19 protein-coding genes, 1 tRNA gene and 1 pseudogene are annotated in these 20,951 nt (G+C 45.4%); 8 read left to right on the forward strand and 13 right to left on the reverse strand.

From position 1 onward, the window contains the following. The first annotated feature begins 7 nt into the window (after positions 1–7). Positions 8–1,123: a toprim domain-containing protein gene (locus tag MiSe_RS17340; RefSeq protein ID WP_226582554.1), complete on the forward strand. Its 1,116-nt coding sequence runs from the start codon at positions 8–10 to the stop codon at positions 1,121–1,123. A gap of 28 nt (positions 1,124–1,151) precedes the next feature. Here the strand turns inward: MiSe_RS17340 and vapC are convergent. The 4 genes and pseudogenes from vapC to MiSe_RS17360 form a co-directional block, all read right to left on the reverse strand. Further along, positions 1,152–1,559: pseudogene (gene vapC / locus MiSe_RS17345) on the reverse strand (type II toxin-antitoxin system tRNA(fMet)-specific endonuclease VapC). Between the two features lie 14 nt (positions 1,560–1,573). Next, positions 1,574–1,819 (reverse strand): hypothetical protein, encoded by a 246-nt coding sequence (locus MiSe_RS17350; protein ID WP_226582555.1) that lies wholly within the window; start codon positions 1,817–1,819, stop codon positions 1,574–1,576. A gap of 157 nt (positions 1,820–1,976) precedes the next feature. Continuing rightward, positions 1,977–3,818 (reverse strand): asparagine synthetase B family protein, encoded by a 1,842-nt coding sequence (locus tag MiSe_RS17355; RefSeq protein ID WP_226582556.1) that lies wholly within the window; start codon positions 3,816–3,818, stop codon positions 1,977–1,979. A gap of 6 nt (positions 3,819–3,824) precedes the next feature. Continuing rightward, a complete protein-coding gene (locus tag MiSe_RS17360) occupies positions 3,825–4,763 on the reverse strand; it encodes a type II secretion system F family protein (RefSeq protein ID WP_226582558.1) in 939 nt (312 codons plus the stop codon). 113 nt (positions 4,764–4,876) lie between these two features. On the opposite strand from MiSe_RS17360, the gene coaD reads away from it, so the two are divergent. The 5 genes from coaD (at position 4,877) to MiSe_RS17385 (ending at position 12,213) form a co-directional block, all read left to right on the forward strand. Continuing rightward, positions 4,877–5,428 carry a pantetheine-phosphate adenylyltransferase gene (gene coaD, locus MiSe_RS17365; protein WP_226582560.1) on the forward strand — a complete coding sequence of 184 codons (552 nt, stop codon included), beginning with the start codon at positions 4,877–4,879 and terminating at the stop codon, positions 5,426–5,428. After that, positions 5,341–6,024 carry an ATP synthase subunit B family protein gene (locus tag MiSe_RS17370; RefSeq protein ID WP_226582563.1) on the forward strand — a complete coding sequence of 228 codons (684 nt, stop codon included), beginning with the start codon at positions 5,341–5,343 and terminating at the stop codon, positions 6,022–6,024. Before coaD ends, MiSe_RS17370 begins: the two co-directional genes overlap by 88 nt. 114 nt (positions 6,025–6,138) lie before the next feature. Next, positions 6,139–7,413, forward strand: a complete 1,275-nt coding sequence (locus MiSe_RS17375) for a lipid-A-disaccharide synthase-related protein (RefSeq protein ID WP_226582566.1) — start codon at positions 6,139–6,141, stop codon at positions 7,411–7,413. Positions 7,414–7,726: 313 nt separating this feature from the next. Continuing rightward, entirely contained in the window at positions 7,727–8,617 is an 891-nt protein-coding gene (lgt, locus tag MiSe_RS17380) for a prolipoprotein diacylglyceryl transferase (protein WP_226582580.1), read from the forward strand. 668 nt (positions 8,618–9,285) lie between these two features. Continuing rightward, positions 9,286–12,213: a glycerol-3-phosphate acyltransferase gene (locus MiSe_RS17385; protein WP_226582582.1), complete on the forward strand. Its 2,928-nt coding sequence runs from the start codon at positions 9,286–9,288 to the stop codon at positions 12,211–12,213. A 223-nt stretch (positions 12,214–12,436) separates the two neighbouring features. On the opposite strand, the gene MiSe_RS17390 is transcribed toward MiSe_RS17385, so the two are convergent. The 3 genes from MiSe_RS17390 to MiSe_RS17400 form a co-directional block, all read right to left on the reverse strand. Continuing rightward, positions 12,437–13,069, reverse strand: coding sequence for a M15 family metallopeptidase (locus tag MiSe_RS17390; protein ID WP_307731447.1), 633 nt, complete (start codon positions 13,067–13,069; stop codon positions 12,437–12,439). 279 nt (positions 13,070–13,348) lie between these two features. Next, complete coding sequence (locus tag MiSe_RS17395) at positions 13,349–14,188, reverse strand: Uma2 family endonuclease (protein ID WP_226582588.1); 840 nt, start codon at positions 14,186–14,188, stop codon at positions 13,349–13,351. Between the two features lie 37 nt (positions 14,189–14,225). After that, the gene (locus MiSe_RS17400; RefSeq protein ID WP_226582591.1) at positions 14,226–14,603 is read right to left on the reverse strand and encodes a DUF2237 family protein; all 378 of its coding nucleotides are present in this window, start codon (positions 14,601–14,603) and stop codon (positions 14,226–14,228) included. 43 nt (positions 14,604–14,646) lie between these two features. On the opposite strand from MiSe_RS17400, the gene MiSe_RS51010 reads away from it, so the two are divergent. Beyond that, positions 14,647–14,769: a hypothetical protein gene (locus tag MiSe_RS51010; protein ID WP_264196547.1), complete on the forward strand. Its 123-nt coding sequence runs from the start codon at positions 14,647–14,649 to the stop codon at positions 14,767–14,769. A gap of 317 nt (positions 14,770–15,086) precedes the next feature. Here MiSe_RS51010 and MiSe_RS17405 read toward each other — a convergent pair. The 6 genes from MiSe_RS17405 to MiSe_RS17430 all read right to left on the reverse strand — a co-directional run bounded on the left by MiSe_RS17405 (position 15,087) and on the right by MiSe_RS17430 (position 20,526). After that, positions 15,087–15,160, reverse strand: a tRNA-Val gene (locus MiSe_RS17405). A 58-nt stretch (positions 15,161–15,218) separates the two neighbouring features. After that, on the reverse strand, positions 15,219–15,992 hold the full coding sequence (gene hisA / locus MiSe_RS17410) for a 1-(5-phosphoribosyl)-5-[(5-phosphoribosylamino)methylideneamino]imidazole-4-carboxamide isomerase (protein ID WP_226582594.1): 774 nt from the start codon (positions 15,990–15,992) through the stop codon (positions 15,219–15,221). Positions 15,993–16,098: 106 nt separating this feature from the next. Beyond that, entirely contained in the window at positions 16,099–17,070 is a 972-nt protein-coding gene (locus MiSe_RS17415; protein WP_226582597.1) for a hypothetical protein, read from the reverse strand. Positions 17,071–17,403: 333 nt separating this feature from the next. Then, positions 17,404–18,516: a serine/threonine-protein kinase gene (locus MiSe_RS17420; RefSeq protein WP_226582613.1), complete on the reverse strand. Its 1,113-nt coding sequence runs from the start codon at positions 18,514–18,516 to the stop codon at positions 17,404–17,406. Between the two features lie 144 nt (positions 18,517–18,660). After that, a complete protein-coding gene (locus tag MiSe_RS17425; RefSeq protein WP_226582600.1) occupies positions 18,661–18,801 on the reverse strand; it encodes a hypothetical protein in 141 nt (46 codons plus the stop codon). Positions 18,802–18,828: 27 nt separating this feature from the next. Further along, complete coding sequence (locus tag MiSe_RS17430; RefSeq protein WP_226582602.1) at positions 18,829–20,526, reverse strand: vWA domain-containing protein; 1,698 nt, start codon at positions 20,524–20,526, stop codon at positions 18,829–18,831. A 76-nt stretch (positions 20,527–20,602) separates the two neighbouring features. On the opposite strand from MiSe_RS17430, the gene MiSe_RS17435 reads away from it, so the two are divergent. After that, on the forward strand, positions 20,603–20,951 hold a 349-nt coding region (locus tag MiSe_RS17435; protein ID WP_226582605.1), incomplete at its 3' end, for a hypothetical protein.

The following is a 20,951-nucleotide window of genomic DNA, read 5'->3' on the forward strand; positions in this document are numbered from 1 at the left end:
GTGAATTATGGGTATGAGATGCGTCAGGTGTGGGACAGATAATAATTTACGCGATCGCACCAATAACCAAGGACGGTGTAAAAACTGCAATCACCCATTTGCATTTGAACCTTCAGCAGTCACAAATACCAAATTAAAGTTTACCGATCCGTTTTTTGCCAAAGTCATCAACGACATTTCAGATCAAAACAGGCTTTATTTTACACCCAAACAGTTATTTTATCTTTTAGACCGACGTTTAAAGGCAAAGGTAGATACATCACCTATCTGCTTTGGATGTACTTTTGTGGTGATGACGATTATTATTGCGATCGTTGTAGGAAGTCTAGGTGGATCTATCATCCCGGCATTAGGATTATCTTTTTTGATAAGCGGAATTATTTATGCTAATCGATATCAAAATGGAAAAATTAAACCAGGTAAATCATTTTTAATTTCCCAGGCACAATCTCAAGACTGGATAACTCGTTGGGAAACTATCAACGGGAAATCAAAAATGTTACCTTCTCCTCGCAGCGAGAGTTCTAACTCTGAAATTTCCCCTGAAATTAGCGCTTATAGTTTTGACCGAGTTGTTATTTGCGATAATACAGCGATCGCCCAAATGCTAATTGCCAATAACTTCCACTTTGAAAATAGTTGTGCGGTGTTAAGCATCACCGGATATCCCGAAAGTATTTTTAGTACAGTATTGGATATGCTACGCCGCAATTTAGATTTAAAAGTATATGCTTTACACGATGCTAGTCCTAGCGGAGTTTCCTTAGTTCACAATCTTCGCACTAGCCCTGATTGGTTTTTGAACAGTAATGCGGTAATTTATGATTTAGGATTGCTTCCTCGCCAGATATTTTCCAGTCGCAGTGTTTTTGTGAGAAATTCAACCGAATCTGCACAATCGGCGAAACAATTACCAGAGGAAGTCAGGCGAGATTTAACAAGTGAAGAACTCAAATGGTTAGACGCGGGTAAGTTTGTAGAATTAGAATCTTTTAGCCCGCAAAGAATTATTCGAGTAGCAAATCAAGGAATTGCTAAAAGTCAAGCCCCTGATAGCAGCGATAGCTTAATTCTGATCGATAGTGGGGCAGATTCTGTTTATGTAATTGAGAGTTTTGGTTAACTGATATCCTTAGACTAATTGTACTGACTTATCCTTCCACCTCCCAATCCTCAATCTGCAACCCTTCTACTCGACTAAACTCATCTGTATTATGAGTCACGAGGGTTAAATTATTAGCGATCGCAATAGCTGCAATCTGAATGTCATAAGCACCAATTGGTGTTCCATTAGCAGCAAGGACAGCACGAATCCTAGAGGCAATACTTGCTGCTGTGTCATCAAAAGGTAGAGAAACAAAACGATCTAAAAACTCTTGCTGTCTTTCTAAGTTTCGCTCTGGATTATTACTCCTCAATGCTCCATAAAATCACTCAAATTTTACCACAGAACAGACAGCGATATCTTGAGGATTTGTTGTCAGTATTCTTTCTCTAATTGATTCAGAACGACCGTTCAAATATCTGACACAAACATTCGTGTCTATTAAATAAATCATCCAATTAATTCCGGTTACTCAAAAATCATTTCTAAATTATCGTCTAGTGCTGCTGATATTCCCTTATTATCTATAACAATTGGGTCATCGGCACAGCTTCCATAGGTTCTTTCAATAAACTCTTTCCACTCTAATTCCTCCGACGTTATTGTGACTGGTGTAACTTTCTTTAATGTTATTGTCACTTCTAACTCAGCATCGGTTAACCCTACAGGCACATCTAAATGTAAAATGCCATCCTCTCCAACGCGGTAACGCAATGTTACGGTCTACATAATTTACCCTCCTTTTGGTTCGTCTCTCATATCCAGGTAGAACCTGGACATGATACATCTGAGGCTCTGCCTCTATTTTACCGGAGGCAGAGCCTCCTGTATGACGTTACGAGGTAGAACCTCGTAACGAGGATAGGAAAAATCAGCGATTACTATTTACTTGCAGCCAGATTTCTAAACTGACTAATAGCCACAGTTTATATCCATAACGTCCCCAAGCGTCGCCGCGATAATTGAGCCAATCTTTAATGATAGATTGATTTAAGTAGGGTGCGATCGCAGCATTTTTCCCCAACAACAAACCCCTCGCTTTCCGATTCCAATCTTTGCGAAACCATTGCTGCATCGGCATCACCATCCCACTCTTAGGACGCTTGATTATCGCCTCTGGTAATAAATCCGCCACCGCTTGTTTTAAAACCGCCTTTTCCTCCGCCCCAAATAACTTATACTCTGGTGGAATTTGCAAACTTAATTCTACAACGCGGCGGTCAAATAACGGCGAAAGTCCCTTTAATCCCGCCGCTTGAGTCAAATTATTCACCTTGGTTAAAATATAGTCTGCCCCCTTATATTGAATATTCAGCAACATCAGCCGATTTAGATAACTAGCCTGAGAATTTAACAGGGGAGAAAACACCGAAGGTTCATCTTTAACAGCCGTCCAAACCTCCGGCTTCAAAACTTGCGGCAAATCCAGATATAACTTCTTAAAAGAAGTGAGATAAGCAGCCAACTCATCTGCTTTATCCCGAGCAACAACCGATGCATACAAACTATTTAACAACATCGGTTTATTTTTCGGTCCCGCAAAACAAGGATCGCCCCCTTCACCATTTAATATGGTATTCACCGATGCTTTAGCTGCCCTTCCCAACAACAAATTGGGAACCGTCAACCCCTCGCCAATCGGGTCATCCAAATAAGCCATCGCTGACGGTAACCCCTCCCAAATAGTATCTGAATTTAACTCTAAAATATGATGCTCAGTACCGCAATGCTTAGCCACCAAATTAGCAAACTCCAACTCATGTGGATACTCCAAACCACAATGAATCGAATAAGTATGTACCGGACAATCGTGTAACTTCGCAGCCATTGCAACAATACAACTCGAATCAATTCCCCCCGACAAAAAAGCCCCCACAGGTTCACCTTGGGGCAAACATTCTCCTACTACTTCTTCCAAAAGCGATCGCACCCTCCCCCCATACCACTCTAACGAGTTCTCCCTCTCTCCAATCTCCTCTCTAACTTCCCAATAAACCTCTTCGCGTACTTCGCGCCTTCGCGGTTCATTCATATCATTTGATAAACACAAAACAGTCCCCGGACGCAACTCCCGCACATCTCGCCAAAGAGTTTGCTCACCCGGTACAAACCCACAACAAAGATAATCCCGCAACGCCACCAAATCTAATTCATTCGATCGAAAAGGAGCCAAACTTCTCAACTGGGTCGCCACACAACAAATCGCTCCAGAAGTGGTATAATATAAAGTGCGAGACCCAACACGATCGCGTCCCAACCACAACTCCTGCCGCTCCCGATCCCAAACCGCAAAAGCAAACATTCCCTCCAAAAATTTTAAAGATTCAATCCCCTTTTTTTCCCACAAATAAGCCAAAATTTCTAACCCCACATCTCTTGTGGGATGGGCATCCTGCCCGTCCTGTTTTAACCCCACATCTCTTGTGGGATGGGCATCCTGCCCGTCCTGTTTTAACCCCACATCTCCTGTGGGATGGGCATCCTGCCCGTCCATCATATTAAAATCAAAACCCCCAATTAATTCCGCCTGATTACTTAACCAAATATCCCCCACAACAACAAACCGCTGGGTAGGACTAAAAGCGGGTTGAATGCGAGCGATCGCCACCCGATCGTCGCGCCACATAATATCAGAGATCTCGTGAGTACATCCCCAAGCAAGATACCAACCAGGAGTAGCTTTGATTAATCGATGGGATTTAAACCACAACATAGAAAATTAACCAGGCAATGAATTAATCAACGAAGTAATGCCCCAGATGCCAACTAACGCGACTAAAGCACCCATAGCGATAATACTGAGAGGAATCAGAATGCTGTTTAATTGCAGCAAGAGTCTTTCTAATTCAGCTTCATAGTATTTAGCTATTTTTTCCAGTGCGGCGTCTAGATTTCCCGTTTCTTCTCCGGTGCGAAGCATCCCAAGTGCAATGGGTGGTAAGCGACCTTGTAAACTTTTACTCAGAGACTGTCCGGCTAACACTCGTTGGGATGCGATCGCAATTTTACCAGCCATCACCGGATCGGGAATATGCTTTTGCAACAACTCTAGTGCAGTTCCCAAAGAAACGCCGCAACTTAAAGGTAATTCTAACTCGGCAAAATACAGCATCGAACGCGCTTGCAATATCTTTCCCAAAATCGGCACGCCTTGTAAACCTTGGATGGGGAGATGAGAACCAAAGAAACTACTAGCAAGGATTAGTAAAACCAACAATCCAATCGCGAGTAACCAGAAACCGGATTGGGATAAAACGCTAGCATTTCCGGCAAGGATTGCTGTTATTAGTAAAAATAAACTCCAGATAATCGCAATTGTAGCTAGCTTAACTGAATTGTACAGGCGATCGCGCTGGTGTTGCCGCTCCGATGCGTACGCTAGTCTCCTACAAGCAACTGACAACGCACCGCTGTATTCTGCCGCTGCGAGCAAACCCAGCGTCCAACCGTCAAAATAAACTGGAGGTTGGGAAATCGCCGCTGCTAAACTTTGACCCCTGCCAACTGCTACACTAGCCCTTTGTATATAATTTTGAAACCCAGAACTTAAATCTCTCCCTGCTAAACTCAAACTCTGCTGTAGCGATAAACCAGAATCTAGCAAAGTTGCCAACTGTTGAAAAAATCGCGCTTTTTGTTGGGATTGAAGTTGACGCATAGCAGGAGTTATGGGCGGAGTGTGTGCTATTTAGAGTAGCTTAGGGAAAGAACACCCACAGAATGGGTTAAGCTTCGGTATAATCGCGTCAGTAACTCAAACACCCAAAAGTTGTGATCGCAATCTATCCTGGCAGCTTCGATCCGATTACCCTGGGACACCTCGACGTGATGGAGCGAGGATGCCAGCTCTTTGAGCGAATGATTGTAGCAGTGCTGCGAAATCCTGGTAAAACAGCATTTTTTACCGTCACCCAGCGCTTAGATCAGATTCGCCTAGCGACGCAACATTTGTCCAATATAGAAGTGGATAGCTTTGATGGTCTGACGGTGAACTATGCTAAACTGCGTCAAGCCAAAGTCATCATCAGGGGACTAAGGGTAGTTTCGGACTTTGAAAAAGAGCTACAAATGGCTCACACCAACAAAACCCTCGCGCCTGAGATCGAGACGGTTTTTCTAGCGACTTCTACCGAACTCGGCTTTTTAAGCAGCAGCGTGGTAAAAGAAATAGCTAGATTTGGCGGTTCCGTCGATCATCTTGTTCCCAAGCACGTTGCTCTAGATATTTACACAAAATGTTACGGCAAAACTCAGCCCGACTCAGCCCCGACGGCGACCAATCCAATAACCCAGATCAGTCCCAACGTGGAACAGCAGGCGTAGATATTCAACGAGAACTCAATCGCCTAGAGGAAGCAATCCTCGACAGTCCGCGCATCCCGCTGACGCGGCGCACTTTAGTTGATGAAGAACAGTTACTAGAACAGCTAGATGTGGTGCGGCTAAATCTACCACCCGCTTTTGAAGAAGCAGAAGCAATTGTCCGCCAAAAAGATGAAATACTCCAAGAGGCGGAAAACTATGCTCAACAAATTGTTGAGGCAGCTGAGCAACGCGCCGCGCAGCTTTTAGACGAAACTGGCATTGTCAGACAAGCGAAAATAGAAGCCCAACAACTCTGGCAAATGGTGCAGCAAGAGTGCGAAGCAGCACAAGAACAAGCTTTGGCTGAAATCGAACGGATGCACCGGGAAGCGCAGCAAGAACTGGAGGAAATGCGCGCCAAAGCAATAGCTGAAGCAGACGCGATTGTTGACGGTGCGGACGACTACGCCGGACGGGTCCTCAATAACTTGGAGCAGCAGTTAAACGATATGCTCAAAGTCATCCGCAACGGACGCGCCTCGCTGCAACCAGATGAGTCACCCGCTGCTGGGAATAAAAAAACGCCTCCCCCTCCCGCACCGAAAAAAGATTAATGCGCGGTAATTGGGAATGGGTAATTGGTAATTGCAGATAGCAAATTTCAGATTAAATTCAATCTAAAATCCCCCATTACCAATTACCAATTAGCAAGCGAGCAATTAGCAATTATGAAATTACTTTGTGTCAGTAACGGTCACGGGGAGGATGCAATCGCACTCCGCATTTTGCAGCAACTTTTGCGCCATCCCAATGCACCCCAAGTAGCAGCTTTGCCTATCGTAGGTGAAGGACAAGCTTATCAAGCTCAGGGTATTCCTATTATTGGCACAGTCAAAAAAATGCCCTCTGGCGGCTTTATTTACATGGATGGACGCCAACTAGCACGAGATCTGCAAGGCGGGTTACTCCAACTCCTCCTAGAGCAGTTTAAAACTGTGCGAAATTGGGCAAAACAAGGCGGAGTTGTGTTAGCAGTTGGAGATATTGTCCCCCTATTGTTGGCGAATTTGAGCGGTGCTAATTATGCCTTTGTCGGTACGGCTAAATCAGAATATCATCTGCAAAATGAATCGGGATGGCTACCCCGTCAATCTCGCTTCGATGATTTGTTAGAAAAATGGTTCGGGTCGGTATACCTTCCTTGGGATCGTTGGCTGATGAGCCATCCCCGCTGTAAAGCAGTTTTCCCCAGAGATCCGCTGACGACCAAAACTTTGCAGCAATGGTTAATTCCCGCATTTGACATGGGAAATCCGATGATGGACGATTTGGAACCATCGATTCCCAAACCAATTTTTTACCCAGAATTAGAAAAATTAGAGAAAGACCGCTTACTAACGATAACGCTTTTACCTGGTTCTAGAACGCCAGAAGCTTATCAAAATTGGCAAAAGATCTTGCAAGCAGTATCTGGGATTATAGAAGCCTTCGGCAGGCGACAGGTGCTGTTTTTGGCAGCGATCGATCCCAGGTTAAACCTCGATTTTTTGCGACAAAGCTTGGTTTCCCAAGGCTTTGTCCCACAATCTACGGATACCGCCTCTGGGTGGAAAATCCCAGATGGGTCGGCTTTGGTATTTACCCAGGATAAAGCGACTGTAATCTTGACCCAGCACGCTTATAACGATTGCTTGCACCGGGGGGATATAGCGATCGCAATGGCGGGAACTGCTACCGAACAGTTTATCGGATTGGGGAAACCTGCGATCGCAATTCCAGGTAATGGCCCCCAGTTTACAAAAGCTTTCGCCGAAGCTCAAAGTCGCCTATTAGGCCCATCTTTAATTTTAGTCGAACAACCTCATCAAGTTGCCAATATTATTCAAACTTTATTGCGCGAGCCAGACCGACTGCAACAAATAGCTGAAAATGGTATTCGTCGCATGGGAAAACCGGGTGCAGCGAGTCGCATTGCCGATTATTTAATCCAAAAATTAGCTTAAAGCTTGCGTTGCTAGTTATTTTGTTATAGCTGCTAATAGCAAAGGGAAAAATTTTAGCAATTAGCAGTTAGCCATTAGCAATTTAACCAACCCAAATGCAGCCAGTTTTGCCAGCGAGCGCGCGACTTTGTATCATTTAATACCAACTATTTTGACCAAACCCCATTGCTAAATCTGCCAGACATCTACAATATCTGTTTGGGCAAGAAATTAGGGTTGGTAAACCCAAAATCGCCTTAAAATCTAATCTTGTAGTTACTCAAGGGGTGCTGGAACGGTTTCTTTTTGTGCTTGTTGTTCCCTACTCAAACCCATGAACATTATTTCTTTTGGGCAGACTATTCCCGTGTTGCCCTTAGCCTTTCAATTTACTTCTCCAGGGCCGATTCTGGTCAAATTGTGGCCGCTAACGATTCGGTGGTACGGTTTCTTAATTGCATCAGCGGTATTAATCGGAGTCAGTCTTAGCGGGTACTTAGCCAAGCGTCGTAACATCAATCCAGATCTATTAAGCGATTTGGCAATCTGGCTTTTAGTTGGGGCAATTCCTTGTGCCAGAATTTACTATGTACTGTTTCAATGGCAAGAATACGCCCAAAACCCCGGTGAAGTTTTCGCAATTTGGAAAGGTGGTATTGCAATTCACGGCGCTATTTTGGGTGGTTTAATAGCCGCTTTAATCTTCGCACGCATTAAAAAAGTGCCTTTCTGGCAACTAACGGATTTAGTCGCACCCTCGCTAATTTTAGGGCAGGCAATTGGACGCTGGGGTAATTTCTTCAATTCAGAAGCATTTGGACGTCCGACAGATTTACCCTGGAAACTCTATATTGCACCCGAATACCGTCCGCGCGAGTATTTAGATTTTGCCTACTTTCATCCCACTTTCCTGTATGAGTCTATCTGGAATTTCATCGTGTTCGGCATATTGCTGACTTTATTCTTCCGTTCGCTTTCCTCGAAGCGCATAAAGACGGGTACGCTGATATTGGTTTACCTGATCTGTTACAGCAGCGGCAGATTGTGGATTGAAGGATTGCGAACCGATAGCTTAATGTTGGGACCGCTACGCATCGCGCAAGTTGTCAGTATAGTGGGAATTATACTGGGATTGGCAGGGTTGGCGTGGCTTTACTTGTTGGGGCGAAGTCTTCCCGATGTCGTTCCACCCAATAATGACCAGTTAGAGTCATCTTCAGAATAGTCAGTTGTGTAGGGGCGGGTTTTACCAAGCATTTATGCAATAATCGACAGTTTATATAAACCCGCCCTCCGCCTGCGAATGGTGCTAAAGGTGCAAACGAATTAACTCTGGTCAAAAGGGACTCATTCTCTGCGCCTGACACACCCGACAACCCTCCGCCCGCGAATCGTGCCTCAGGCGCAAACCGATTAACTCTGGTCAAAATTGACTCATTCTCTGCGCCTGACACACCCGACAACCCTCCGCCCGCGATGGGTGCTTCAGGTGCAAAGCAATTAACTCTGGTCAAAATTGACTCATTCTCTGCGCCTGACACACCCGACAACCCTCCGCCCGCGAATCGTGCCTCAGGCGCAAACCGATTAACTCTGGTCAAAAGGGACTCATTCTCTGCGCCTGACACACCCGACAACCCTCCGCCCGCGAATCGTGCTAAAGGTGCAAAGCAATTAACTCTGGTCAAAATTGACTCATTCTCTGCGCCTGACACACCCGACAACCCTCCGCCCGCGAATCGTGCCTCAGGTGCAAACGAATTAACTCTGGTCAAAAGGGACTCATTCTCTGCGCCTGACACACCCGACAACTAATAGACCTCTGCAAAAAACAAACTCTTTGACAGGCGAGACGCCTATCCCACAAGAGTTGTTGGAGAATTCTAATAAATTATGATGCAAGTTTGGGGAACGCTAATTATATTCATCGTCTGTCCTCTACTGGGGGGACTACCTTTAATTGCGTGGATTACCTTTGCACTGACAAGGCGCAATCTCGCCAGAATTGGTACGGGTAATATTGGCGTTCAAGCTGCTTTCTACCACGGGGGAACCCTTGTCGGTATTCTCGCTGTCTTGTCGGAGGCGTTTAAAGGAATTGCAGCGGTATTGCTGGCGCGGGTTTTTTTTCCTAACAACCCAACTTGGGAATTAATTGCTTTAATTGCTTTGGTAATGGGGCGATATTGGATGGGAAAAGGTGCGGGAACGACTAACGTTGTTTGGGGTTATGTTGTTCACGACCCGAAGGTGGCGTTGTTGGTATTTTTGATTGGGGGAATTGGTTTTACAATTGTACGCGATCGCCAGTCGGGACGCCTGTGGATTTTAATTTTATGTCCCCTCATTTTGGCAATGCTGTATCCCAGGGAAGTCGAGCGAATTGTAGTGGCGATCGCTCTCAGTATTCTACTAGGTTGGATCTACCAAAAAATCCCCGACGATCTCGATCTTCCCACAGCAGAAAGTCAACCCAATTCCCAAAAATTATTTCGCTTTTTTCGAGGCGATAAAGCCATGATTTCCCTACAACAACCCTTAGATGCTGTTAAAGTCGGACAAAAAGCTGCTACTTTATCCCAACTCAAACGTTGGGGTTATCCCGTCCCCCCCGGATGGGTATTACCCCCAGGAGATGACCCCGAACCTTTGATAGAATCCCTTCAACCTTCCCCACAAGCACCCCTAGTAGTTCGTTCTTCCGCAATTGGAGAAGACTCGCAACAAGCTTCTGCTGCTGGACAATATCAAACTATCTTAAACGTGACTAGCAAAGAAGCGTTGCAAGAAGCAATTAATCAATGTCAAATTTCTTATAATGCACCCGCTGCTGTTGAGTATCGCCAACAACTCAACGTCCCCGAAGCAGCAATGGCGGTACTGATTCAAACACAAGTACAAGGTGCTTTTTCCGGCGTTGCTTTTAGTCGCGATCCAATTATCCAATATGGCGATGCCGTCGTTATTGAAGCATTACCCGGATCTGCTTCTCTTGTAGTTTCCGGACAAGTAACACCGGAGAATTATCGCGTAGTTGTTAGCGATGCCGATATCGTTTCTTCCAGTTGGGTATTACCAGAGAATCTCAATTTACAAATCGAAGGAGAAGGAGAAATCCCGCCAGGAATTATTCGGCAAGTCGCTTACTTAGCACGCCACTTAGAAGCGCGCTATCACGGTATTCCCCAAGATATTGAATGGAGTTACGACGGTCAAACGCTTTGGTTGTTACAATCCCGTCCTATTACTAATTTATCGCCTATTTGGACGCGAAAAATCGCCGCCGAAGTCATTCCCGGATTAATTCGTCCCCTCACTTGGTCGATAAATCGTCCGCTAACTTGTGGCGTTTGGGGAGAACTTTTTACCTTAGTTTTGGGTAAGCGCGCGCGGGGATTAGATTTTAATGAAACCGCGACGCTGCACTATTCCCGCGCCTATTTTAATGCCTCGTTATTGGGGCAAATCTTCCGCCGTATGGGACTACCGCCGGAAAGTTTGGAGTTTTTAACCAGAGGAGCAAAATTTAGCAAACCTCCCCTACTTTCTACATTGCAAAACCTTCCGGGATTGCTGCGCCTCCTGCAACGGGAAATAAGTTTGCCAAAAGACTTCCAGCAAGATTATAAAAAGTACTTTGCTCCCGGTTTAGCCGAGTTGAAATCCCCATCCGTTGCTAATAATGCCAACTCGCTGCTAGAGCGAATTGATTTAATTTTAGAATTCCTCAAAAAAGCAACTTATTATAGCATTTTATCGCCCCTAAGTCTAGCACTGCGGCAAGGAATTTTCCAGGTAAAAGATAAGGAACTCGATGCCAAAGAAATGCCGGAATTAGCAGCATTGCGAGAACTGCAAGAACTCGCGGCAACTGTCCGGAATATACTACCCAATTTGGAGCAGGGGAGCAGAGGAGAATCTCAAATACAAAATTCATCAATGCTCTCAAATAGTGTTTTATTGGTGTTAGATGAAACTCCAGAGGGTAAGTCAGTTTTAGACCAATTTGACCGATTTCTAGAACGCTACGGTTATCTCAGCGAAGTCGGAACCGATATTGCCGTTCCTACTTGGAAAGAAGATCCGAGTCCAGTTCGAGAATTGTTCGCGCAATTTATTTTCAATCCTCCGCCAATTTCTCCACCCCCCGCACGCCAAAGCAGTAAAGCTAAATCTATCCAAAAACGGCTCAATCTTAAAGGAAGAGTTACTAGCATTTACAGCCAATTATTGGCAGAATTGCGATGGTCTTTTGTGGCAATAGAAAAACTTTGGTTACAGTCGGGATTGCTATCGGAACCAGGGGATATTTTCTTCTTGGAATTTTCAGAAATTCGCCGGATTGTAGAAGCGAACGATCGCACTTTAATTCAACGCTTACCTGGGTTGATTAGAGCGAGGCAATCGCAACTAGAACAAGATAGCCAACTTACAACCGTGCCATTCGTATTTTACGGCAACGAACCGCCACCGCCCTCGAATGTAAGCGATCGCACATCCACCCAACAACTGCAAGGAATTGGCGCCAGTCCAGGAATTGCAGAAGGTAGAGTCAAAATCCTGCACAATTGGCAAACCTTTTCAGAAATTGACCGAAATACGATTATTGTCGTCCCTTATACCGACTCCGGTTGGGCGCCCCTGTTAGCCCGTGCCGGTGGGTTAATTGCAGAAGTCGGTGGGCGCTTATCTCACGGTGCGATCGTCGCCCGCGAGTACGGCATCCCCGCAGTAATGGATGTAGCCAATGCTACTCATATCTTGCCAGAAGGTCAGCGCGTGCGAATTGACGGATCTAGGGGAACGGTGGAAATATTATAAGTGCCGAGGCAGAGCCTCTTGTCTTCTCGTTCCCAGGTTCCACCTGGGAACGAGTTATTATATGATGTCCGGCAAATAGCCCTTAATTAAATCTCAGAGCGTCTCCCCATCTCCCCCTCTCCGCGTCAGTCCTAACTATGGGTATTCAGGCGGACACGATATTATAGATTGCACCTCATTCCCAGGCTCAGCCTGGGAACGAGTTATGGGAGGCTCTGCCTCATTAACAAGTAATGTTCAAAACGTGATGTTGATAAATTTCTGGCAAGCGTTCTAAAACTAATTGCTTACCCTTTATATTACTTGCTTGAATTGTCCATTCTAATAATTCCAAACTTAGAGATTCAAGTGCTGGAATAGAAACGCGAGCATAGCTCAAATGCCACGTTTCCGGGTACATTCCGCCGCGATACTCACGGTAAGGACGGAAAAAACCAAATCGTTCCATATTTTCATTCAGCCAACAATGTAGCTGATAAAATACCCCTCCTGGTTCAACTTCTTGAGGTAACAATTGAACTTGATAATCTTGAGGAATCGCACCAGCATCAATTACATCAATTTCAGTACCCCAATGATGACGACTAGCTCCGGGTAAGGCGGACCAATTCAGAATCGCATCGATAATTTCCGATTCAGATAAAACCGAGTAATTTCTGGGAAAGCCGTGCATATCATACAACGGCTTTTCACCTGAAAATTTTTTATTCCAAATGCGTAATTGCGTTTTAAAGTCGCGGAAAGAACTAAATGGAGTCATCAAAATTCCGGCTTTTTTAGCAGCTTGAACCATGGCAAAAAATGGTTCAACCACTTCAGGATGAACGGCGAATCTTGGATTTTCTATTTGTATAATAACTCAAGTTGCTAGTTATCTCTCTGGGAGCGGCTAATGGCGTTCCCAGGCAGGAGCCTGGGAACGAGGCTAATGGCTAATGTCAGTAAAAATCCAAGATTAGCAATTAGCAATTAGCAATTAGCAACGGCCTTGTTTATAACTAGCAACTTGCGTTAATATGCGTTCTGGCTCGACCCGTTAATTCTAAAGCATTCATACTTGGAAATCAAAACAGATTCAGCTAACGGTGGAACTGGTGCGCCGCGTTGTTCTAGCACCAGCACCACCTACTATTTGTTAGGTTAGATCGTCAGGGTTGATGCCTTGACTTCGCAAATATTCCGCCAATATTTCCGCCCGTTGACGTTCCTGTTCCGCCCGCTGACGTTCCTGTTCCGCCCGCTGGCGTTCCTGTTCCGCCCGTTGACGTTCCTGTTCCGCCCGTTGACGTTCCTGTTCCACCCGCTGACGTTCTTGTTCAATTTGCTCTACTGCCCAAGGTAGCAGATTCCCCGCTTCATCCCACCACCGCAACCAATAACCCTGACGTTGTTCCTTTTCTCCCCGCCAGACGCCTAAAAATAACTTCAGATCCGTCATCCAATGGCGTCCATCAGCATCGGGCAATTCTAATTCGTACCGTCCATCTTGCAACCGATACAGTTCTAAAAGTCCCGTATCGGGTGCAAAAATAGCGTAGGTCGGTACTTGCAGAATGCGTTCATAAAAAAACCACTTTCCAGGGGGAAAGGTGCGCTTAACCGAATATTCCTCGCCGTCTATGTCTGAAAGAAATTCCATCACGATGGTGGGGAGATCGCCTTCTAAATTGGGCGTATAGCTTTTGCGGTCTTTTCTTTGCTCCAAAGGCAGCACCGCAGCCACATAAACCCAATCGGGTGCTTTAATGACTAAATCGCCGTTCACAGTGGCACAGAGGCCAAAATTAGAGGCAATTAGCATTTCTGGTTTAATCAAACCTGCCAATTCCAAACTTTCGCGCAAAGCCCCAGCAATTAGCGGTTGACCTGTATTTTCCACAGGCTTTTCTTCTAATTTAAAGTCATCCGGCAACTTTTCCCAAGTGATAGTCAGCGTTGCCGTTTGACGCACGGAATTCTCTTGAGTCGTGACCATAACCGACTATCTCAATTGGAGTGGATCGATTGTAACTCTATTGCACTTCCTCGTTCAGTGCATGTTGTTTCAGTTCTTTGAGGGAAACGACTTCTAAAGCTCTAGCATGGGTAGCAGAGAGGACGACAGGGGGTGCGAAGCCAGCTTCCATAGCTTCTTGCCAGCGTTGGGCGCATAAACACCAGCGATCGCCTGGTTTTAACCCAGGAAATTGATAAGCTGGTACGGGGGTGCTGAGGTCATTTCCCTGCAATTTGGTAAACTCCAGGAATTCTGCCGTCACTTGGGCGCAGACAACGTGCGAACCATAATCTTGTCCCCCCGTGCGACAAAACCCGTCGCGGTAATATCCCGTCAGGGGAGAAGTACAGCAAAGCTCTAGTTTCGTACCGAGTACGTTTTTAGCGTCTGTCATAATTAGCGATTAGGGAGGATTTTGCCATCTTTCCCCATCTTAAATGGACACTGGACTCGAACCAGTGACCCCTACGATCGCGGTAGTCCCCAATAACGACTTGCTAACGGATGCGATCGCACTCCCACCAGAATCGCCTGTAAGACGTTATGGGACTGTTTTATAGCAGTTTGTGTACAGCCCTTGTGGCTTAGTTTGTCAAGCGCGCAGCATTAATGCTGCGCGCTTGACAAACTAAGCAAGGCGTAGCGAACTATTAACTTATGCAAAATCAAGTGTATTCTATCAAGTCGCAAACCGCTATAAGTAAATCAGCCCACCAGCTAGACAGAAGCGTATCAGAAGCTATTTAACTCTTAGGTCAGATTTAGGTCAATTTCTGAGGTCAGATGCCTGTGATAACAGGTTTAAACACAAACTGTGTAGTAACACAATAAGGCTGAAACGCTTGCTATTCATCGATTTCAGCCTGGTTAATCAAAATGGGCGTAACTGGACTCGAACCAGTGACCTCTACGATGTCAACGTAGCGCTCTAACCAACTGAGCTATACGCCCGTCCGCAGCTTTATAAGCATAGCACGGATTTTCCTCAAAGTGCAAATCCCGTTGTTTTTTAAGCAAATGCCGAATCACCAAAATCTGGCGGTATATCCTGCAAACGCCCAGAACCTACGGCTTGTATGGCTTCTTTCAGCGAAACATCCCCCGTGTAAAGGGCGCGTCCGACAATAACGCCGTTGACACCAATTGGTTCCAAACTTAGTAGACTCAGGAGATCGGTAAGCGAACTGACGCCGCCGGAGGCGATGACGGGGATGGCGATGCTTTCTGCCAGTTCTCGCAATGCCTGTATATTAGGCCCTGAGAGCGTCCCATCGCGGTGGATATCGGTATAAATAATTGCCGCTGCACCTAGTTGTGCCATTTGGTGTGCCAGATCGGTGGCGGCAACTGAGGAAGTTTCTAACCAACCATCGGTGGCGACTTTGCCGTTACGGGCGTCGATGCCTACGACGATTTTCCCCTGAAATTCGCCGCACAAGTCGGCGACTAACTGGGGTTGTTTGACGGCGATAGTGCCTAAAATTACTCGTCCGACGCCTAAGTTTAACAGTTGGGCGACACTGGTACGATCGCGCAGTCCTCCACCGACTTGTATTGGTACCGATACCGCCTGCACAATTGCTGCAATTGCTTCCAAGTTCGCAGGCTTACCTGCTTTCGCACCATCTAAATCTACCACGTGCAGCCGCGTTGCCCCCTGGTCTACCCACTGTTGCGCCACCGCCACCGGGTTTTCGTCAAAGACTTGCGACTGGGAATAGTCCCCCTGATACAGTCGCACGCATTTACCTTCTAGTAAATCAATTGCTGGGATAACTTCCATTTAGAAACTAATTCCCCATTTTCACTCAACAATAAAGAACCCTGATTTGCCTTAGCTAAATTGGGTTCTTCTTTATTGAAGCAGTTAATGACGCTGCTCAAAGAGATTAGGCTGCGGTTTTTCTTATTCTAACAATCCCCAGGGACCTTCTTAACGGCGATGCACCAAACAACGATTCGAGATAGCGATGGTTAAGAGTATAGTTCCACCGCCGTAATTTTACCATCACTCTCGCGAATGTAAAGGCTAGTTCGACTGCGTGAACGGTATTTTCCAATTGGAAAACATCATCGCCATGAGTGCGTTCGCCTTTGTGGTGTTTTAGCAAACCTACTAGATTTTTTGTTGTGCCTTTTAAGCGGCTTAAATAGGAGTCAGCAAACGCCCAGCGGGTGAACCCCCAGAATTTGGCTAGGTGGTTTACTTCGTCTTGCAATGGTTGAGCGATCGCTTGCTGCAATTCTCCTGTCGAATGCGCCATTAACCACAGGTATACAGATGTAGCACTCCACTCGGTTGCAATTCGACTCAGCGCATGTTTGTAAACATCTTGCCGCAGATTGCCTGTAGAATGATATCCTTGAACCGAGTTTGGTTTCGGCTTAATTTTTTCCCCGGTTAATTGCTGATAAATTTTGGCAAAAGTCGGACAGTGTTGCCGTTCTTCTTTTTCCCATATTCCCACTTCTATGGTTTTCCCATCTCTGGCAAATTGCCCACCCATAAACCGCGCCATTTGAGGATGAATTGCTTGTAAATAATCCCAGCTTTCTTTAGCATAAGCTCGAATCGGGGCTTCGACTTCAGCCGCACCAGCTAGGACTTTCAGAAATAATTCTGGGTCGATCCCAATAATTTGATTGCGGTTGATGGCTTGCCAATTAATTGGTTCCCAAATCCGCTGATGGGGAGTTTCAAATTGCCTGGGCAGATCGGCTAGGCGATCGCTCAAAATTTCGATTGAAAAATAGCGCTTAATCAGACGATTAATCCTGGCTCGCGTCTGCAAATAATGGGGATGAGGATATTGATATCCAGCCAAATCAATTGGGTAAGAAATTCGCGCTGAATTCTTCATAGTTCCTCCTGAATTACTAGAAGTGAGTTTAAAAGCCTAATAGACCAATTGTTGAACCGTCACAGCAGCAGTCATTATTTAGAGCAATGTCTCGCTTATCTGTTGGTCTTGTTCTATCCCGCTTCGGAATAAATTCAGTATGTCAGGAGGAACTAGAAGATTGAGAAAATATTATGCCAGTTTTTTCTAGTGGACTCACCCTTTAGGGTGACTTGGCTTGACTCTAAGATTCGATAGCGCTTTTGTAGGCACTAGGAGGCCATCACCAAAGTTTCGACCATGATCTCTAGTTTCCCATTTCATAGAAACTTTGGTGTTTGCCTAAATCCTGTTTTAGTCAATCCGATGAATCGAACCATCTGGCATTATAGCGCCCCTTAGATCGGTACTCGCGAGGTTAGCATCTCTCAAATCTGCATTGGTGAGGTTGGCATTTTTCAAATACGAGCCTCGCAAATCGGCTCCCCTCAAATCTGCACCTGTTAAGTCAGCATCTGTTAAATCCAAACTCCGCAAGTCTGCTCCCCTAAAATTTGCTTTTTTCAGACCGCACCCAACGCAACCCATTTGCTGCAATTCCCGGACAGTTATACCGGGATTCCCTATGGTTGAATGGTTTAATATTCTGTCACCTATGATGAAAATTGTACCACATGCGGCAACTAATACCAGGTGGTTAATTAATAAAACTTTTTGGGTTGTGGGAGAGAGCCTTCCTAATGTTGTACTTGGGGTAAGAATATCGATGGATTGAAGGGCAGTCAAGGCAGTAGCGGCATTGGGGTAGCGATGTTTGAAGTTAGGTGCGACCATTTTTTCCAACCAGGCGATAAACTGCGGATTCAGTTTTGGCATTAACGGCTGGAAATTGATGCGACAATTTTCATCAATCAAGTTGCCAATTTCTGTTGATTTTGTCTTGGTCAGCAAACAAATCAACGTCGCCCCCAAACTATACAAATCAGATGCTTCTGTCAGCGGGCGATTAAACATCTGTTCTGGTGGCATGAATCCCAACGTGCCTTTAACCGCACTGGTAGCAGCGACTTCCTCTCCTTCTATTCGAGCCAACCCAAAATCTACCAGATAAACTTTGAGGGATTCTGAGCGGTCAACTAGGATATTTTCAGGTTTAATATCCCGATGAATGACTGGAGGGTTTTGCTGTTGTAGATACACTAAAATCTCTAAAACAGCTACGGCAATTTGTTTGATTTCTTGGGGGGTAAAAGATTGTGGCTGAGCGAGGGAAGCCGCTCGTTTATACTCTTGTACCAAACAAAACCCATCGGTTGTTTCAAAGGAATTGATGTACTTAGGAATGCTGGGGTGATTGAGCTGTTGCAGCAGTTCAATTTCTCGCTCATGTGCGTGATAATCTGACCAGGTGGCTCCGACTCTGGCAAACTGAAATTGTTTAACGATGACAGGCGTTGCAGTCTTGATATTAACTCAAGTTGCTAGTTATAACTTGTAACAGCGATAATTGCTAATTGCGAGCTTGCTAATTGGGTTAACAGGCTTTTGCCGTCTTGAAAAGTAGCCATTAGCCATTAACCATTAGCCATTAGCCATTACCGCTTGATGTAACTAGCAACTTGCGTTATTAGTTGCTAGGTAGGTGACTCGTCCCCCATTTTTGTTGTGTCCTAGTTCCCGCTCAATTTGATAGCCGAATTTAGCACAATCGGGATGGGATGTAATGTTGTGGCTATCGCTTCTATCAATCATTAGTTTTCTCCCTCTTTTTTTGAGCTTTTATCCCCGTGCCTTTTTCAAGGACTTACTCTTTTGAACTAACCGGATAAACTCGGCTCTGTAGCCATCTAAATCGGTTCCCTGGGATTGACTCGCCAAGCTTAAAACATCATCAAAATTAGCATTACCCTTGAATTGAGACTCCCTCAACACCATGCCAAACTCTGCCACAGCGGCTGAAAATTTAAAGTTTGTCGAAGCATCTTTTAGCTGAATTACCCGGTCAATTAATGGAACGTTCAGCAATTTAGAAGTTTCTTGTTTGGGTTCCTTATACCGCAATTTTACCTGCATCAACTCGTTACTTCCATAAGCCACAGGCTTGACGTTGCTTTGCTGATATTTCAAAGGGTCAACATTAGCAAGCGGCACATTGCTTTTAACCCCTGCCGGAATAATTTCGTAGAGGGCTGTCACCGAATGTCCTGCCCCTAGTTCTCCGGCATCTTTTTTATCATCGTTGAAGTCTTGGTTTTGCAGCAGGCGGTTTTCATACCCAATTAAACGGTATGCTTGGACTTTAGCTGGATTAAATTCTACTTGAATTTTGACATCTTTGGCAATAGTTAGCAAGGTGGCGCCTATTTCTTTGACCAAAACTTTCCTAGCTTCTAGCAGGTTATCGATGTAAGCATAATTCCCGTTTCCTTTATTGGCTATTTGCTCTAGCTTGGCATCTTGTAAATTTCCCATACCAAACCCAAGAACGGTTAGGAAAACACCTTGTTTGCGCTTTTCTTCAATCAAGCGTACCAATTCTGCATCGCTGGATACTCCGACGTTAAAATCTCCGTCTGTTGCCATAATTAAGCGGTTATTGCCCGATGGAATCAAGTTGTCTTTGGCAATTTTATAGGCGAGTTGAATGCCTTCTCCCCCAGCGGTAGAACCACCTGCTTCCAGGTTTTCAATCGCGTCTAATATTTTGTCTTTTTGGTTAGCAGGCGTGGAAGGTAAAACTACGCCTGCATTTCCAGCATAAACAACAATACTGACTCGGTCGTTGGGTCTTAACTCGTTCACGAGCAACCGCAAAGATTGTTTAACCAGCGGTAATTTGTTGGGGTCTTGCATTGAACCCGAAACATCCAATAAAAATACCAGATTGCTGGGCGGCAGATTTTCGGTAGACAGGCGTTTTCCCTGCAAACCAATTTGCACTAATTTGTGGGCGGGGTTCCAAGGAGCTTGTGAGATTTCTGTCGTAATCGAGAATGGATTAGCACCCGTTGGCTGGGGATATTCATACTTAAAATAATTAATCATTTCCTCAAGGCGGACTGCATCTTTGGGTGGCAATTGCCCCTCATTGATGAAGCGTCGGACGTTGCTGTAAGACGCGGTATCGACATCGATAGAAAAGGTGGAAAGGGGACTCTTGCTTACCCTGACAAAAGGATTTTCTGCAACGGGATTGTATCCCTCGCGGTTATAGTTTTGTTCAGCTGGAGACTCTTGGGGGGAGGGAAGGTTACCATTTTGTTGCGAGAGTCGTTCGGTAGCGAGTCTTCTCCTAACCTGGGGTGCTGGTTGAGCAGCTGGTTGCGGTGGTGCCTTTGCAGCTGGTATGGGAGCAGCTGGAGATGCAGGGACAGGTTGTTCGAGTTTTGCAGATTGTTGACCGCCGCAAGCAACCGTCATCTGTGCCAAAATCGCAGCAAGTCCTAAAATAGCGATCGCTCTATAGCAGTACTTCATACTTCCTTCTTTAGCTTGACTAGCTTTCTTTGGATAAAAAAGCGTAACTGAGGTTTTGCACCCGTTAATAGAAGATGTGTCTAACCCCATTGGACTTATGCAGTCTCACCGCTACGCAACTCACAACTGTGTAGCGTACAAAAATAGTAACGCCAGTCATACTAAATCCGATCCCCGCGTACCCCCCTTACAGCGGATTGCAATCAAAGTGAGGTACAGCATCACCTTTGATCGGGAAGATGGGGAAGAAATAATCAAAAGTTATCTATGTTCCCTACTCCAAGAGGTACGGCATCTACAATTTTTGGCGAGAAATCAAAAGTTATCTATGCCGTGCCGCTACAGGGGTACGGCATCTACAATTTTTGCATTATGCAGGCTTTCGGGGCACGGCATCTGCAATTTTTGGGGAGAAATCAAACGTT

This window comes from Microseira wollei NIES-4236 (assembly GCF_020521235.1).
Taxonomy (GTDB): domain Bacteria; phylum Cyanobacteriota; class Cyanobacteriia; order Cyanobacteriales; family Aerosakkonemataceae; genus Microseira; species Microseira wollei.

Excerpts from the sequence above, each read along its gene's own strand:
- MiSe_RS17340 (WP_226582554.1), top strand. The coding sequence starts at position 8 with ATGGGTATGAGATGCGTCAGGTGTGGGACAGATAATAATTTACGCGAT.
- MiSe_RS17355 (WP_226582556.1), bottom strand. The coding sequence starts at position 3,818 with ATGTTGTGGTTTAAATCCCATCGATTAATCAAAGCTACTCCTGGTTGG.
- MiSe_RS17360 (WP_226582558.1), bottom strand. The coding sequence starts at position 4,763 with ATGCGTCAACTTCAATCCCAACAAAAAGCGCGATTTTTTCAACAGTTG.
- MiSe_RS17370 (WP_226582563.1), top strand. The coding sequence starts at position 5,341 with ATGTTACGGCAAAACTCAGCCCGACTCAGCCCCGACGGCGACCAATCC.
- MiSe_RS17375 (WP_226582566.1), top strand. The coding sequence starts at position 6,139 with ATGAAATTACTTTGTGTCAGTAACGGTCACGGGGAGGATGCAATCGCA.
- lgt (WP_226582580.1), top strand. The coding sequence starts at position 7,727 with ATGAACATTATTTCTTTTGGGCAGACTATTCCCGTGTTGCCCTTAGCC.
- MiSe_RS17385 (WP_226582582.1), top strand. The coding sequence starts at position 9,286 with ATGATGCAAGTTTGGGGAACGCTAATTATATTCATCGTCTGTCCTCTA.
- MiSe_RS17395 (WP_226582588.1), bottom strand. The coding sequence starts at position 14,188 with ATGGTCACGACTCAAGAGAATTCCGTGCGTCAAACGGCAACGCTGACT.
- MiSe_RS17400 (WP_226582591.1), bottom strand. The coding sequence starts at position 14,603 with ATGACAGACGCTAAAAACGTACTCGGTACGAAACTAGAGCTTTGCTGT.
- MiSe_RS51010 (WP_264196547.1), top strand. The coding sequence starts at position 14,647 with ATGGACACTGGACTCGAACCAGTGACCCCTACGATCGCGGTAGTCCCC.
- hisA (WP_226582594.1), bottom strand. The coding sequence starts at position 15,992 with ATGGAAGTTATCCCAGCAATTGATTTACTAGAAGGTAAATGCGTGCGA.
- MiSe_RS17415 (WP_226582597.1), bottom strand. The coding sequence starts at position 17,070 with ATGAAGAATTCAGCGCGAATTTCTTACCCAATTGATTTGGCTGGATAT.
- MiSe_RS17425 (WP_226582600.1), bottom strand. The coding sequence starts at position 18,801 with ATGATTGATAGAAGCGATAGCCACAACATTACATCCCATCCCGATTGT.
- MiSe_RS17430 (WP_226582602.1), bottom strand. The coding sequence starts at position 20,526 with ATGAAGTACTGCTATAGAGCGATCGCTATTTTAGGACTTGCTGCGATT.